Source organism: Kocuria nitroreducens, from assembly GCF_042879195.1.
Taxonomy (GTDB): Bacteria; Actinomycetota; Actinomycetes; order Actinomycetales; family Micrococcaceae; genus Kocuria; species Kocuria nitroreducens.
Genome location: NZ_JBHZTC010000018.1, coordinates 73393 through 88261 on the forward strand (window position 1 = coordinate 73393; position 14869 = coordinate 88261).

General features: G+C 68.8%; 13 protein-coding genes. 9 read left to right on the forward strand and 4 right to left on the reverse strand.

The window, feature by feature from the left end; all coding sequences use genetic code 11:
- The first annotated feature begins 166 nt into the window (after positions 1–166).
- From ACFYE1_RS13110 to ACFYE1_RS13145, 8 genes are all read left to right on the forward strand, one after another.
- On the forward strand, positions 167–1684 hold the full coding sequence (locus ACFYE1_RS13110; protein ID WP_387743470.1) for an alanine/glycine:cation symporter family protein: 1518 nt from the start codon (positions 167–169) through the stop codon (positions 1682–1684).
- A 172-nt stretch (positions 1685–1856) separates the two neighbouring features.
- Positions 1857–2834: an Ldh family oxidoreductase gene (locus ACFYE1_RS13115; protein ID WP_387743473.1), complete on the forward strand. Its 978-nt coding sequence runs from the start codon at positions 1857–1859 to the stop codon at positions 2832–2834.
- An 80-nt stretch (positions 2835–2914) separates the two neighbouring features.
- Entirely contained in the window at positions 2915–4015 is a 1101-nt protein-coding gene (locus ACFYE1_RS13120; protein ID WP_387743476.1) for a proline racemase family protein, read from the forward strand.
- Positions 4016–4390: 375 nt separating this feature from the next.
- The gene (locus ACFYE1_RS13125) at positions 4391–5209 is read left to right on the forward strand and encodes an amino acid ABC transporter ATP-binding protein (RefSeq protein WP_387743479.1); all 819 of its coding nucleotides are present in this window, start codon (positions 4391–4393) and stop codon (positions 5207–5209) included.
- Positions 5206–5844: an amino acid ABC transporter permease gene (locus ACFYE1_RS13130; protein WP_387743482.1), complete on the forward strand. Its 639-nt coding sequence runs from the start codon at positions 5206–5208 to the stop codon at positions 5842–5844. The genes ACFYE1_RS13125 and ACFYE1_RS13130 overlap by 4 nt, the downstream gene beginning before the upstream one ends.
- A gap of 2 nt (positions 5845–5846) precedes the next feature.
- Positions 5847–6485: an amino acid ABC transporter permease gene (locus tag ACFYE1_RS13135; protein WP_387743485.1), complete on the forward strand. Its 639-nt coding sequence runs from the start codon at positions 5847–5849 to the stop codon at positions 6483–6485.
- A 24-nt stretch (positions 6486–6509) separates the two neighbouring features.
- Positions 6510–7352 (forward strand): substrate-binding periplasmic protein, encoded by an 843-nt coding sequence (locus tag ACFYE1_RS13140; protein ID WP_387743488.1) that lies wholly within the window; start codon positions 6510–6512, stop codon positions 7350–7352.
- A gap of 226 nt (positions 7353–7578) precedes the next feature.
- Positions 7579–8892: a flavin monoamine oxidase family protein gene (locus tag ACFYE1_RS13145; protein WP_387743491.1), complete on the forward strand. Its 1314-nt coding sequence runs from the start codon at positions 7579–7581 to the stop codon at positions 8890–8892.
- 93 nt (positions 8893–8985) lie between these two features.
- Here ACFYE1_RS13145 and ACFYE1_RS13150 read toward each other — a convergent pair whose 3' ends face one another.
- From ACFYE1_RS13150 to ACFYE1_RS13165, 4 genes are all read right to left on the reverse strand, one after another.
- Positions 8986–9681, reverse strand: a complete 696-nt coding sequence (locus ACFYE1_RS13150) for a GntR family transcriptional regulator (protein WP_387743494.1) — start codon at positions 9679–9681, stop codon at positions 8986–8988.
- A gap of 110 nt (positions 9682–9791) precedes the next feature.
- Positions 9792–11030, reverse strand: a complete 1239-nt coding sequence (locus tag ACFYE1_RS13155; RefSeq protein ID WP_387743497.1) for an FAD-dependent oxidoreductase — start codon at positions 11028–11030, stop codon at positions 9792–9794.
- A gap of 57 nt (positions 11031–11087) precedes the next feature.
- Entirely contained in the window at positions 11088–12035 is a 948-nt protein-coding gene (locus tag ACFYE1_RS13160) for an ornithine cyclodeaminase family protein (RefSeq protein ID WP_387743500.1), read from the reverse strand.
- A gap of 102 nt (positions 12036–12137) precedes the next feature.
- Positions 12138–13706 carry an alanine/glycine:cation symporter family protein gene (locus ACFYE1_RS13165; RefSeq protein WP_387743503.1) on the reverse strand — a complete coding sequence of 523 codons (1569 nt, stop codon included), beginning with the start codon at positions 13704–13706 and terminating at the stop codon, positions 12138–12140.
- 516 nt (positions 13707–14222) lie between these two features.
- Between ACFYE1_RS13165 and ACFYE1_RS13170 the strand changes: the two genes are divergently transcribed.
- Positions 14223–14354 (forward strand): hypothetical protein, encoded by a 132-nt coding sequence (locus ACFYE1_RS13170; protein WP_387743522.1) that lies wholly within the window; start codon positions 14223–14225, stop codon positions 14352–14354.
- Positions 14355–14869 lie beyond the last annotated feature (515 nt).

A 14869-nucleotide genomic window follows, 5' to 3' on the forward strand; every position in this document is an offset into this window, starting at 1 on the left:
CTGAGTACCTGGCAGGGAGTGGTCGTTCAGACCGCCGTCGTCCGCAGGCTTCGGATCTCCGTATTGATTTCGCCGTCGACCGTCCGTGATCAACCATCCGCACCTCGAGGAGCACCGCCGTGAAACCTGCCGTCCTTTCCCTGCCTCTCACCTCGGAGGTGCTCACGTGAGTGTTCACTCCGCCCTGCCCGTCCTGCCTCAGGTCTCCGTCGACCAGGCACTGGACAGTCTCCTCGGCCCGGTCGTCGACGTGCTGGAGGCGATCGTCTTCTTCGCCGTGCCCATCGCCGGGGTCGACGTGCCGCTGCTGGTGATCTGGATCCTGAGCACCAGCATCTTCTTCACCATCTGGCTGGGCTTCAAGCCCCTCAGCGACCTGCGGCACAGCTTCCAGATCGTGCGCGGTCATCACAACCGTTACGACGACCCCGGACAGGTCACCAGCTTCCAGGCCCTGGCCACCGAGCTCTCCGGCACGATCGGTCTGGGCAACATCGCCGGTGTGGCCGTGGCGATCTCCCTGGGCGGACCCGGTGCCGCAGCGTGGATCGTCCTGGCGGGTCTGCTGGGCATGGCGGTCAAGATGGCCGAGGCGACCCTGGGCCAGAAGTACCGCCACGTCCACGAGGACGGCACCGTGTCCGGCGGAGCCATGTACTACCTGCGCGACGGCCTGGCCGAGCTCGGGCTGCCGCGGCTGGGCAAGGTGCTCGCGTTCGCGTTCGCGATCTTCATGATGCTCGGCGCCCTCGGTGCCGGCAACCTCTTCCAGGCCAACCAGCTCGCCGCCCAGGTGATCAACGCGACCGGCGGGGAGAACAGCTTCTTCGCCGGCTCCGCGTGGTTGATCGGCGTGATCGTGGCGTCCGCCGTCGCGGCCGTGATCTTCGGTGGCATCACCTCCATCGCCAAGTGGACGAGCAAGCTGGTCCCGCTGATGGCCATCCTCTACGTCGGCTGCGTGCTCGTGATCCTCGCCATGAACTTCACCGAGATCCCCGAGACCGTCCTCCTCATCATCACCAGCGCCTTCACGGGCGAGGGCGTCGCCGGTGGCTTCCTGGGCGTGGCCATCATCGGCATCCAGCGGGCACTGTTCTCCAACGCCGCGGGTGTCGGCACGGCCGGGCTCGCCCACGCGGTGACGAAGAACCGCCGTCCGGCCCAGGAGGGCTTCGTGGCCGCCTGGGAGCCGTTCATCGACTCCGTGGTCGTCTGCACGATGACTTCGCTGGCGATCATCATCACCGGTCAGTACCAGAACACCACCGCCGACGGTGTCGGACTGACCTCTGCCGCGTTCGCCACCGTGAACTCGGTCTTCCCGTATCTCCTGACCCTGTGCGTGGTGCTCTTCGCCTTCTCGACGCTGCTGAGCTACTCCTACTACGGCAAGAAGGCCATGGGATACGTCTTCGGGGACAGCCCGGTGGCCGAACGGGTCTACGACGTCCTGTGGGTGCTCGGGATCGTGGTCGGTGCCGCCATCTCCCTGAACACCGTGATCCGCCTCGCCGACGCCACGTTCTTCCTGATGACCTTCCCCAACATCATCGGGCTCTACCTGCTCTCGAAGGTGGTCCGGCGGGAGATCTTCGGCCACCGGGAGGACGTCCGGACCGGCCAGCTGAAGGTCGTGCCCCGCGCCGACCGCAGCACCATCATGGGCCACAGGATGAAGTAGTCCGCGTCTCCGGCCGGCATGCGGGCACTCGGCTCCGAGCGGGCCGGGTGCCCGCAGACCGCACCGCAGCGCAGCCCGGTCGAGCGGGTTCAGCACAGGGAAACCCCACGCCGACGGACGTCAGCGCACCGCACAGTTGTCGACACCACAGCACCGAGAGGATCGTTTCCCCATGGTCACCATTCACCGTGACGCACTCACCGAGCTCTGTCACGACGCGCTCCTGCGCGTCGGCGTGGACTCCCGGGACGCCCACGTCCTGGCCGAGGCCACCGTCGAAGCCGAGCTCGTCGGCAACCGAGCCGTCGGGGTGGGGCACCTGTTCGACTACCTCGACGGCTACCAGCACGGACGCATCGAGACCGTCTCCCGGCCCGTGGTGCGGCGCGCCGCGCCGGCCGTGATCGATGTCGACGCCGCGCAGGGACTGGGCCAGACGGCGTTCGTCGAAGCATCCGAGCAGCTGCACGACGCTACCCGAGAAGCCGGCATCGCCGCCCTGTGGATCAAGAACTCCTTCACCTGCGGTGAACTCGGCTACTATGCACGCCGACTCGCCCAGCAGGGCTTCCTCGCCCTGGCGATGGCGAACAGCCCGGCCCTAATGTCGCTGGGCGGTGCGCCCCACCCCATCCTCGGCACCAACCCACTGGCCTACGGGATCCCGCGGCCGGGACAGCTGCCGATCGTGATCGACCAGGCCTCCTCCGCCACCGCGTTCGTCAACATCCGACGAGCCGCTGAGACCGGCGAGCCCATCCCGGCGGGCTGGGCGCTGGGCCCGGACGGTGAGCAGACCCAGGACGCGGCCCTGGCGGTGCAGGGCACCCTGCTGCCGTTCGGCAGCCACCGCGGGGGGAACATCGCCCTGCTGGGCGAGATCCTCGCCACGCTCTCGGGCGCCGCCTTCTCCCTCGACGCCGCACCGTTCGACCATGGTGACACCTCCCCGGGCATCGGCGTGTTCCTGCTCAGCATCGATCCTGCGCTGTTCCCCGGCTCGGTGGAACGGCTGTCCCGCCAGTTCGAGTCCTTGCGCCACGATCACCAGGTGCGCCTCCCGGCCGTGGAGCTCACCTCGCTGCCGGACTCCGTGGAGATCACCGCCGACCTGCTCGAGCAGCTGCGCACGGCGGTCGCAGCGCAGTAGGCCCCACGGGTCACCGGCCGGCACCACCGCATCCCCTATCAGCGAGCACAGCGCGACCCACCGTCACGAAGGAAGAGCACATGTCAGTCCAGCGAACGATCCAGACTGTCGAGACCCACTCCGGTGAACCCATGCGCGTCATCACCGGCGGTGTTCCCCCCATTCCCGGCAGCACCGTCTACGAGCAGATGAAGTGGTTGCAGGAGAACGACGACCAGCTGCGCAAGCTCATGCTCCGTGAGCCCCGCGGCTACCCGCCGCTGTGCTGCAACCTGATCGTCCCGCCGAAGCACCCCGAGGCGGCCGCCGGGTTCATCATCATGGAGCAGATCGAGTACCCGGTGATGAGCGGCGGAAACACCATCGCGGTCGCCACGGTCCTGCTGGAGACCGGGATGATCCCGATGCAGGAGCCCGTGACGGAGTTCACGCTCGAATCCCCGGCCGGACTGATCGCCATCAGCGCCCGATGCCGCGACGGCAGGGTGCAGGAGGTCACCTTCGAGAACGTGCCTGCCTTCTCGGTCTACCAGGACGCTGTCATCGAGGTGCCCGAACTCGGCCAGGTCACCGTCGACGTGGCATGGGGAGGCATGTTCTACGTGATCGCCGACGTGAACCAGTTCGACTCCCTCGAGCTCGTCCCCGGCCGAGGACGCGACATCACCCGCACCGCCGCCCTGATCCTGAAGGCGGCCCAGGACCAGCTGCCGGTAGAACATCCGGACTACCCAGGCATCGGCATCACGATCGCTCAGCTGTCCGGGCCCACCGACAACCCGCACGCGGACCGGAAGAACGCCGTGATGGTCGCCAGCGGCCCGATCGACTTCGACACCCCCGCCTCCTGGACCGGTGGCGTGGACCGGTGCCCCTGCGGCACCGGCACCTGCGCCAAGATGGCAGCCCTGCACGCCAAGGGGGAGCTCCAGCTCCACCAGCCCTTCCGGCACGAAGGCATCCTCGGCCACGTCTACACGGGCGAGCTCGTCAGGGAGGTCCGGATCGGCGACCGCGTCGGCGTCGTCCCCACCATCAGCGGCCGGGCATGGATCACCGGCTACTGCACCTACGTGCTCCAGTCGGACGATCCCTTCCCGGACGGGTTCACCGTCGGGGACATCTGGGGAGCCCAAGAGGACACGACCGGCGCCCTGCACGCTCCCGCTCTCAAGCTCTGACACCGGGCCGGTCCGTTCCTGTCGGGCGCGGCGGCCGGATCAGGGGCGGTCACGGTCGCCGGCGGGAGGGCCACTGCAGCGGTCCGCGCACCGTGGCTCGCGCGCGTACCGCTCAGGAGGCGCTGTCCACCGCAGCCGCGGTGCAGTGCGGGAGATGGTCCATGGGTCATCCGGATTTACACATCGTTAACGCCGCACCATTGACTGATACTTGATCAAATATTAGATTTAGCGTGACGTGGGACACATCCTCCGGAGCGGATGACGCCGAGAGAGCCCGTGGACGAACTGCTCTGCCTGTACATGCACCCTGGAGGGAACCGTCCGATGAACGTCCAGCAGCCCTTGCCCCGTACGGCACGCAAGCATCGATCCGTGCCCGTCACGACCGAGAAGAAAGCGGACCCTGTTGTGAACAACAGCGCACCCACCCCGGCACCACCGACACCGCAGCTGGAGCTCCGGGACATCCACAAGGAGTTCAACGGGGTCACCGTCCTGAAGGACGTCTCCGTCCAGGTCGCCCACGGCGAGGTCGTCGCGTTCATCGGTCCCAGCGGGGCCGGCAAGAGCACGCTCCTGCGATGCGTGAACTACCTGGAGGTCCCCTCTTCCGGTGAACTCCTGCTGGAGGGCAAGCCGGCGGTGGCCGTGGCGTCGAAGCCCACCCGTCAGGAGCTCATAGCGCTGCGTCGTCAGGTGGGCATGGTGTTCCAGGGCTTCAACCTCTTTCCGCACCTGAGCGTGCTGCGCAACGTGGCGTTGCCGCAGGAACGGGTCCTGGGGCGCTCGAAGGCGGAGGCGGAGACCCGGGCGATGGAACTGCTGGAGCGGGTGGGCCTGGCCAACAAGGCCGACGCGCGCCCCACCCGGTGCAGCGGTGGCCAGCAGCAGCGCATTGCCATCGCCCGCGCGCTGGCTCTGGACCCGTCAGTGATGCTCTTCGACGAGCCGACCTCGGCCCTCGACCCCGAACTCGGCGGTGAGGTCCTGGCCGTGATGCAGGAACTCGCCTCCATCGGAATGACGATGCTGGTGGTCACCCACGAGATGTCCTTCGCCCGCAGGGTCTCCAACCGCACGGTGTTCATGGCCGACGGCGCGATCGTGGAACAGGGTCCGCCCGAGCAGGTCTTCGGGGCGCCGCAGCACCAGCGGACCCAGCGTTTCCTCGAGGCGGTGCTGGAAAGGTGATCGACGCGATTCCTTTTCTTCTGCAGGGCCTGTGGACCACGCTCATCATCACCGTGGCCGCCTTCACCATCGGCGCGGTCTGCGGGATCCCCGTGGCGCTGATGCGCCTGTCGCAGGTGGCACCGCTGCGGTGGCTGGGGACCGCCTACGTGGAAGTGGTCCGTGGCATTCCTCCCATTGCCTGGATGCTCCTGCTCTTCTACGGCCTGGGCCGGTACGTCAACCTGGAACCGGTCCTGGCGGCGTCCGTGGCGCTGGGAGCGGTCGCCACGGCCTTCCTGGCCGAGAACTACCGGGCGGGCATCCAGTCGGTGGCGGAAGGCCAGTGGGAGGGCGCAGGTGCCCTCGGTCTCAGCGGCCGTGACACCTTCTGGCGGATCATCGCCCCGCAGGGCATCGGTGTGGCACTCCCGCCCTCCGCCAGCTTCGCCGTGGGCCTGATCAAGGACTCGGCCATCGCCTCCGTGATCGGGGTCACCGACATCGCGTTCCAGGCGCTGACCCTCAACCAGCAGGGCAACCCGGGCCTGCCGATCTTCTTCGCGGCCGGCCTGGTGTATCTCATCATCAGCATCCCGGTCGCGCTGCTGGCCCGGCGGGCTGACAGCTTCATCCGAACCCGAAGCGCGGTGTAAACATGTTGGATCAATGGATCACCTGGCTCCCGACCCTCTTCTCCGGACTCCAGGTCAGCCTCGCCGTCACCGGGCTCAGCCTGCTGGTCGGTCTGCCGTTCGGTCTGCTGCTGGCCTTCGGAATGCTCGCCTCGTCCAGGGTCGTCAGCCTCGCCACCATCGTCCTGGTCGAACTGGGGCGGGGCATTCCCCTGCTCGTGGTGCTGTACCTCGCCTACTTCGGTCTGCCGGACGCAGGCCTGACCCTGTCCTCCTACGCCGCGGCCGTGGCGGGCATCGCCTTCAGCACCGGCGCCTACACCAGCGAGATCTTCCGGGCCGGCATTCTCAACGTCCCCCGCGGACACATCGAGGCCGCCCAGAGCATGGGCATGAACTGGCGTGACGAAGCACGGTTCATCGTGCTGCCCCAGGCCATCCGCGCCATCACGCCTCCCCTCATGTCCTACAGCGTCATCATCTTCCAGGCCACCAGCCTCGGATACGCCATTGCCCTGCCCGAGCTGCTCAACAGGGCCTACCAGATCGGCTCCGTGACCTTCGAGTTCCTGAGCGTCTTCCTCCTTGCCGGCCTGATGTACGCCGCGATCTCCATCGCGGTGTCCCACCTGGTCAACACCGTCCAGAACCGTATGAGCTAGCCCAACACCTGAATGAGGATCACCATGCACCGCACCCGTTTCGCAGCCTCGGCACTTCTCCTGACCACCGTCGTGCCCCTGGCGGCCTGCGGCGGAGGAGGAACCTCCACCGTCGCCGAGGACTGCGAGCCCATCGTGGCCGACGTCCAGACCGCCGAAGAGGGCAAGCTCACCGCAGCCGTCCAGGAGTATCCGCCGTACGTGTCCATGGCCGGTGACGAGCTCTCCGGAGTGGACGGAGTCCTGATCGCCGAGGTCGCGGAGCGACTGTGCCTGGAGCCGGAAGTGCAGGTCACCAGCATCACCGCCGTCGTCGAATCGGTCCGCAACGGCTCGGCCGATCTCACTGCCGGCAACTGGTACATCAACGAGGAGCGCGGCCGGGAGTTCGAACTCAGCGATCCCGTCTACATCGACCAGATGGCGCTGCTGACCGCTGACGGGGCGACCTCCCTGGACCAGCTCGAGGGCAAGACCGTGGGAACCCCTCAGGGCTACCTCTGGGTGGAGGACCTGCAGAGCGTGCTGGGCAGCCAGGTGAAGCTCTACGCCAGTGAGCAGGCCGTCTACCAGGACGTGCGCTCCGGCCGCACCGACGCCGGGGTGGTGACCTACGGTGCCGCCAAGCACCTGGTGGAGTCCAACGACGACTCCGAGCTCCAGGTCGAGCTCATGGAGCCCGACGAGCGCGTCGAGGCCTCCGTGGGCCAGGCCCGCACGGCCGTGCTCGTCCACAAGGGCCGGACCCAGCTGCGCGACGCCGTCAACCAGGTGGTCGAGGAGATGCGCGCCGACGGCTCGCTCGAGCAGGCCCTGGAGGAGGCCGGCCTGCCGGCCTCCGCCGCGGACGTCCAGGCCGCCTCGTAGAGACCGGGGGATGAATGCCCGGTGCGTGGTGACGCCCGGGCATTCATCCCCCTACCACTCCTTACCGTCGACTCCCCGACGACTCGGCCCGGGGAGCGGGGCTGGAGAGGACGTGCACATTCCCGGGCACCCGGTGGAACGTCTGCCCAGGGAGTTCCTGGGCTCCGAGCCATGTTCCCCAGCTCCTCCAGACACTGTCGGATCGCTACCCTGATGAGGCGCACCCATGAGTGAAACGCACGACGTCGTGGTGGTGGGCGGAGGGCCCGCCGGCCTCGGCACGGCCTACTTCTTGCGCGAGTCCGGGCTCGACGTCCGCGTCCTGGAGTCCGGCGCCGAGGTGGGCGGCCGGACGAAGACCGTCCCCGTGGCCGGCGTGCCGGCCAACACCGGGGCGCTGTTCGTCTACAAAGACACCATGGCCGAGACGCTGGCCACCGAACTGGGCCTGGAACTGGTGCCGTTCCGCCCCACGACCTACGGGATCCACTTCGGCGGGACCACCGCGGTGTCCACCGACAACGACAGCGTCGTGGACGCCCTGCCGCTGCCGGCCCACGCCCAGCAGCAGCTGCGCGCCTTCCTGGCCCGGGCCGTGGAGGAGTACACCGCCTTCACCGCCGACGGATCCATCGGTTCGGAGGCCGACGAGCTGGAGCACCGCACGGTCGCGGAGTCCTTCGCCGGCCTGGACCCCGAGGTCGTCGCGATCCTGGCAGCGGCCGTCCAGGGCGGTTCCGTGGGCCGGCCCACGGAACTGTCGGCCAAGTATGCCCTGCGGTACTTCGCCAGCTACCTCGCCCGGGAACAGAACAACCGCTTCTATCCCGCGCAGGGGATGCAGGCCATTCCCGCAGCCATGAGCCGACGGCTGCCGGAAGGCACCGTGCACCTGGACACCTGCGTCACCGCCGTGGAATTCGATGCCGATGCCGAGCTCTACCGGCTCCGCGCCACCACGGCGAACAAGGATGTCACGGTGAGCGCCCGCCAGGTGGTGATGGCCGTTCCGGCGCCCGTGGTCGGCCGCCTCTGCCGTGAGCTGCCGGACTGGAAGACCGAGGCCCTGACCCAGGTCAGCACCCCGGGGAGCACCACCCTCAACATCGTGGCCGACGCCGGTCAGGCCCCCCAGCTCAAGGAGTGGTCCTTCCTGACGACCGTCGGCACCCGGTTCGACGCCGTCATCAACCCCGTGCCCGGCCCCGCCACCGGTCCGGACATCGTCCGGTTCGTCTGCTACGGCAATTCGGCGGGGTACCTGCCGGGCTTCGCCCAGGACCCCGCACTGATCGAGGAGTGGGTCGAGGACTTCCTCACGGTCGTCCCCGAGCTCCGCGGTCACATCCTCGGAGTGCACGGACAGTCCTGGGAGCACTGCTTCTCGCTGCTCACGCCTCAGCGAGCGCGGGCGCTGCCGGCCCTGCAGCGCCCGGTGGGGGCGATGCACTTCGCCGGCGACTACACCTCCTCCACGGCAGGCACGCACGGGGCCTACGCGGAGGCACACCGGGTCGCACAGGCCCTGCGCCGCTCCTGAGATCCGCGACGCCGGACCGGCTGGAGCGCTCGGTGCCGCGGACGGAGGCGTCGCGAACCTGCCCTCGGCGGGCGGTCTGACGGGTGTTCGTCCTCACCGTGGTTGATCGGGTTCGGTCCGGCCGGCCCAGATACCCCGGACGTGCCGCAGGTGGGTGGCCATGATCGATGCCGCTCGTTCCGGGTCCTGAGCTTCCATGGCATCGAGCAGCAGCTCGTGCTCCCTGGTGGATTGCAGGAAGTGGGCCGATCCGGCCATCTTGTCCAGACCGAAGAGTCGGCTCTGGTCGCGCAGGGAGCCGACGATCTCCAGGAGCTTGGGGTTGTCGAGGGCGGCGAGGATCGCCAGGTGGAATTCCCGATCGGTGTCCAGGAATCCGATCCACTCCCCGGCCCGTGCGGACATCTCGGTCTTGCGACTCAAGTGCCGAAGGGCAGCGAAGTCCGCGATGAGTGCCCGTTCGGTGATCTCGCGCACCGAGGAGACTTCGAGCATGGCGCGGATCTGCACGATGTCGTCGAGTTCCTTGTTGGAGGGCGTGCGCACGAGGAAGCCACGGTTGCGCTTCATCTCGATCAGGCCTTCCCGGGCCAGGTCGTGCAGTGCCTCGCGCACGGGGGTGATCGAGACATTGAGCTTCTCGGCGATCTCCCCGATGGAGTACATGGACCCCGGCTCAAGTCGCCCCGAGACGATCTGAGCGCGGATGATCCGGGCGGCCTGCTCCCGGAAGCTCTGCGTCGCAACAGCCTGTGCTGGACTGTCGTTCCACGTCAGAGGAACGCCCACATCTTCTCCCCATTTCTCGTGTGCAAGGTTTCACGCCCACCATAGCCGGGGGGTGGTCAGGGGCGGGATGCCTGTCCAGCCGGCCGGCGACGGCAGCGTCGCGCCGCAGGTCAGAAGCGGTCGGCGGCCAGACTGGCTCGATGGCGGCCCGGAGCGTGGCCGGTCGCCATCTCGGCGATCAACCGTCCCGTGGGCGGGGCGAGACTGATGCCCAGCATGGCGTGGCCGGTGGCGACCAGAACGTGCGGCCGGCGCCGCAGGGGGCCGATGATCGGCAGCCCGTCCGGGGTCATGGGACGCAGTCCGGTCCACGGCTGGGGCTTCTCGGAAAGGTCCGGCCACGCCGTGAAGTAGGACGGGAGGCTGGTGAGGATGCCGCCGGCCCGGACGGAGTTGATGCGTTCGTCGATCCCGCCGAAGCCCATGGTCCCGGAGATGCGGACCTTGGTGTCCAGTGGGGTGATGGCGACCTTGGCCTCGGCGAGGTACAGGGGGTGCGTGGGGCCGTCGGGCTGCAGCGGCAGATCGTAGCCGTAGCCCTTGCCCGCCTGGACGGCGACCTTCTCGTGGATGCCGGCCAGGACCCGGTTGGTCCACACACCGGCGGCCACGACGATCCGGTCGGCGTGCAGCACCTCCCCATCGACGACAACCGAGACGGAGGAGTCCGGTTCCTGCTGCAGGGCCGCTGGGCGGCCGAGGCGGAACTCGACGCCGTCGCGCGTGCAGGCCGCGGCGAGTCCGGCGGTGAACGAGGCGGGATCCAGGGAGCGGTCGCCGAAGCTCTGCAGCCCGCCGGCGACCCCGCCGGAAACGAGAGGCATCTCCCGGGCGAGGTCCTGGCGGTCCAGGGCCCGCCAGGAGAAGCCGGGAATGCGCTCGGCCACGGTCTCGAGCTCCACGGCGTGCGCCTCCAGCTTCTGGGGCTCCTGGAACAGCATGGTCAGGGGGTCGGCGTGGGTTTCGAACCGGATTCCGTCGGCGGCCAGGTCGTCGAACAGCTGGAGGGTCTCTGCGCTCAGGTCCGACAGGACATGCAGGCCGGCCTCGAACCGGGCGGTGGTGCAGTTGCGCAGCATGAGCGCCATGAAACGGACGAACTGCGGGCTGAAGGTGGGAGTGACGTAGAGGGGGCTGTCCCGGCGCAGCATCCAGCGCAGGGCCTGGAGCATCATGCCCGGGGCCGGGACCGGGGCCGACATGCTCGGCACGATCCATCCGGCGTTGTGGCTGGAGGCCTTGGAGCCGGGGGGTGCCGGGTCGACGACGGTGACCTCGACCCCGTTCTTGCGCAGGTAGTAGGCCGCGGAGAGCCCGATGGCTCCGGCGCCGATGACGATCGTTCTCATGACTTCCTTCCGGGGTGCATGCCGTGGTGCGGTGGCGCACGGGTGGTGCGAACGTGCTCAGGCCTGGGACGGGGCGAGGTTCTCGTAGGCGACGCGGGCGGTGATCAGGTCCTGCCAGCCCATGCCGACGGACTTGAAGAACGCCGGGCCCGAGCGTGTGGGCGGCCCGTTGCGGATCAGCGAAGGAAGGTCGTGGAGATCCTCGCGCGTGATGGTGCCGTGCTCGATGCCGATGATCACGTCACCGGCTTCACGCAGGGCGGTCTCGACGTCCTCGACGTAGACGGTGCTGCGGGTCAGGAGTGCGTCGTCGACCTCACGGGCATCCGGTTCGTGCGACCCCATGGCGACCACCACCGCGTCATCGCGCACGAGGGAACCGTCGAAGAGGGGTTCCCGGGCACTGGTGCAGCAGGTGATCAGCTGGGCTTCGGCCACGTCGGCGGCGGTGCCGCGGTGGGCGACGTGACCCTCGGCGCGCAGCTGCCCGAGCAGACCGTCGGTCTTCGCCTCCGACCGTCCCACCACGGTGACCGACTTCAGGTCCCGCACGGCCGCTACGGCGCGCACGTGGTAGAGCGCCTGGGGTCCGGTGCCGAAGACGAGCAGGGAGGTCGCCTCGGCCGGGGCGAGGCGGTCGATGGCCAGTGCGGAGATGGCCGGGGTGCGGATGGCGGTGAGGACCACGCCGTCGATGAGTGCCAGCGGCCGCAGGGTGTCGGCGTCGAAGAGCAGATAGTTGCCCTGGATCTTCGGCAGCCCTCGGGCGGAGTTGCCCGGCGCCACGGTCAGGACCTTGACCCCGGCGTAGGCACCGTGCTCGCCGGGCATGAGCAGGAAACTGCCGTTCTCCAGCGGAACGCTGCTGCGCGCGGGAGCGTCCTGCGGGTTCAGCCCGGACTGCAGGGCCTCTTCCAGGGCCGTGATGGCCGTGCCCATGGGCAGGTGGTCGAACACCTGGTCGGCGGTGATGACGGTGATGTCGCTGGACGTGGTGCGGGGCATGGTGGTCTCTCCGGAGTGGTGGGGAAGCTGCGGGTCGGTACGGCCGGGGCGATGTGCCCGCCCGGTGTGCCGGGCGTCAGTGCGGAGCGCAGGTGGACGGCGTCACGGGGCCGGGGTGCGGGCGGTGGTCCCCGCCTCGGGGTCCGGTGTTCGGTTGCCCATGATGGTACTGCGATCGGCAGGGGCCACGAGGGGCAGCTGGCCGGTGCGGAGGTCTTCCCGGTGGCCGAAGATCTCCTTCCGGATGACCCCCGAGAGCAGGAAGACGCCCAGGAGGTTGGGGACGGTCATGAGGAAGAACATGGCATCGGAGAAGCGGATCACGGTGTCCAGGGAGACGGCGGCGCCGACCACGATCATGACGACCCAGACGAGGTCGTAGAGGCGTTCGGCGATCCTGCTGTCGCCGAAGAGATAGCCGGTGGCCTTCTTGCCGTAGTAGGAGTAGCTCAGGATCGTCGAGAAGGCGAACAGCACCACGCAGACGGTCAGCAGGTACGGGAAGACCGAGTTCACGGTGGCGAAGGCCGCGGTGGTGATGCCGACGCCGTCGCCTGAGGTGTTCAGGTACTGCCCGGTGACGATGACGGCAAGGGCGGTCAGCGTGCAGATCACCACGGAGTCGATGAACGGTTCCCAGGCGGCCACGAAGCCTTCCTGGGCCGGGCGGCGGTTCTTCGTGACGGAGTGGGCGAGCCCGGCCGTGCCGACGCCGGCGGCGTTGGAGAACACGGCCCGCTGGATGCCGATGATCGCCACGCCGACGAGGCCACCGGTGACCCCCTCCCCGGTGAAGGCACTGGAGAACATGAGACCGATCGCCGCGGGCAGCTGGGTGATGTTCACGGTGAGGATCACGAGCACGCACCCCAGGTAGAGCATGGCCATCAGCGGGGTGAGCTTGCTGGTCCAGCGGGCGATCGAGGTGATGCCGCCGAGGATCACGACGCCGGCGATGACAGCCACACCGAGGCCGATCAGCCAGGCGGAGCCGGCGAAGAAGCTGTCCTCCCCGCCGGTCGCCAGGGTCACCTGGGCGGCGAGCTGGTTGGCCTGGAAGACGTTGCCGGCCCCGAGGGCACCGATCATCATGAAGATCGCGAAGGCGTAGGAGAGCACCTTGCCCAGCCGCGGCATCCCGCGGGCGGCCAGTCCGTCGCGCAGGTAGTACATCGGTCCGCCGGAGACGGTGCCGTCGGTGTGGACCCGGCGGTACTTCTGCCCCAGGGTGGCCTCGGCCATCTTGACGGACATGCCCAGCAGGCCGGCCAAGATGATCCACAGCGAGGCGCCGGGGCCACCGATGGAGATGGCCACGGCCACGCCGGCGATGTTGCCCAGGCCCACCGTGCCGGACAGTTCCGTGGCCAGGGCCTGGAAGCTGGTGACCTGCCCGGGGTCGTCGTAGCGGTTGTAGTGCCCGCGGATGATCCGCAGGCTGTGCGGCATGTCGCGCCACGGCTTGAAGCCCACCAGCACGGTGAGGAACACGGCTCCGCCGAAGAGCCACACGACCAGCAGCGGCAGCTGGGCCTCGCCGATCGGAACGGCGAAGAAGACGATCGACTCGAGCACGTCGACCAGTGGCCCGAAGAAGCTCTCCAGCGCCTCGTCCACGCCCACGCGCGGAACCAGGGGAACGGCCGTCGGCATGGTGGGGGAGGCGCTCATGCCGGCCTCACCACAGGCGACTGGGCAGGCAGGGTGGTGGAATTCATGGCTGTGCTCCTGGGTGCAAAAGGTTGGTCATCGACAGCGGGCGATGGGACACGGACGGGGAGAGCTGCCACCCGCAGGGGCCGCAACCGTCCTGCGTGCGCCCGGGAACGGCGGGCAGAAGAGATCCTGCCATCGCCTCCGGACCGGACGTCGACGCTCCGGTGTGCCGGGTTCTCGCCGGCGCCGCTCGGGCCGGCCATCGCGTCCGGTGGCGCGTCCAGCTCGATCTCCCGGAGGATCATGCGCTGACCGACGTCGTCGGAGACGCCACGCAGGATGACCACGTGCTGCCACCGAGGAGAACCGTCCGTGCTGCGTCCTGCCGTCGTAGTGGCCTGCGGAGCCCCGCGAGACTGGGACGTCCATCTCATGCGGGCCAGCGTAGCACTCCAGGGTGTAATACCTCACTCTCGGTCCACGGGCTTCTCGGTCCTGCAGTGCCGCCGTGACCTGGGCGGCCGGCCCGACGTGGCCGTCTACGACGGATTGGTCACCACGGCCGGACGACGGGACCTGCTGCCCTTCCTGCGCGAGCAGCCGATCAGCATCACCGCTCACCGCTTCGGCACCCCCGGCCACCTCACCGATCACCTGATCTGACCCTTGTGGAAGGAACGGGGCGAGAGGCCGGAGCCGCTCGCCCCGTTCCTGCCGTCGACCCCAGAGGGCCCGCTGCCCCATGGCCACTGCCCTCCTCACCCTTCCGACACCGGTGCCTCGTGGTGCCACCGAGCACACGGTGATTCGCGTGGACCTCCGGCCCGTACCCCGGGCCGGTCCTTGTCCGGTGGCCACCCCGGACGGGGGCTGCCCCTACTGCGCCGGTCCCGTGACCGGCCGAGTGCTTCGCTGCGTCCCTTCCCAACCGTCCCTGCCCCAGGTCTTCGCCGACGCCCGCGGCCGGGCCGAGGGCGGAGGGACTGCGCTGCTCCCCGGCCGTGGACCTCTCGCACGGGGTGCGCGGTGCGCTGAGGGAACGGCAGCTGGTGGACCCCGTCCTACCACCAGATCCACCGGTGCCCCTCCGCAGCGGCTGCGGTGTCACGGTGGCGTGGGAGGGCCCCCGGTCGCGTGGCGGCCGGGGGCCCCGGGGTGGGGTGGGGTGGGTCAGATGA

Excerpts from the sequence above, each read along its gene's own strand:
- ACFYE1_RS13140 (WP_387743488.1), top strand. The coding sequence starts at position 6,510 with ATGCACCGCACCCGTTTCGCAGCCTCGGCACTTCTCCTGACCACCGTC.
- ACFYE1_RS13155 (WP_387743497.1), bottom strand. The coding sequence starts at position 11,030 with ATGAGAACGATCGTCATCGGCGCCGGAGCCATCGGGCTCTCCGCGGCC.
- ACFYE1_RS13135 (WP_387743485.1), top strand. The coding sequence starts at position 5,847 with ATGTTGGATCAATGGATCACCTGGCTCCCGACCCTCTTCTCCGGACTC.
- ACFYE1_RS13120 (WP_387743476.1), top strand. The coding sequence starts at position 2,915 with ATGTCAGTCCAGCGAACGATCCAGACTGTCGAGACCCACTCCGGTGAA.
- ACFYE1_RS13145 (WP_387743491.1), top strand. The coding sequence starts at position 7,579 with ATGAGTGAAACGCACGACGTCGTGGTGGTGGGCGGAGGGCCCGCCGGC.
- ACFYE1_RS13160 (WP_387743500.1), bottom strand. The coding sequence starts at position 12,035 with ATGCCCCGCACCACGTCCAGCGACATCACCGTCATCACCGCCGACCAG.
- ACFYE1_RS13165 (WP_387743503.1), bottom strand. The coding sequence starts at position 13,706 with ATGAGCGCCTCCCCCACCATGCCGACGGCCGTTCCCCTGGTTCCGCGC.
- ACFYE1_RS13115 (WP_387743473.1), top strand. The coding sequence starts at position 1,857 with ATGGTCACCATTCACCGTGACGCACTCACCGAGCTCTGTCACGACGCG.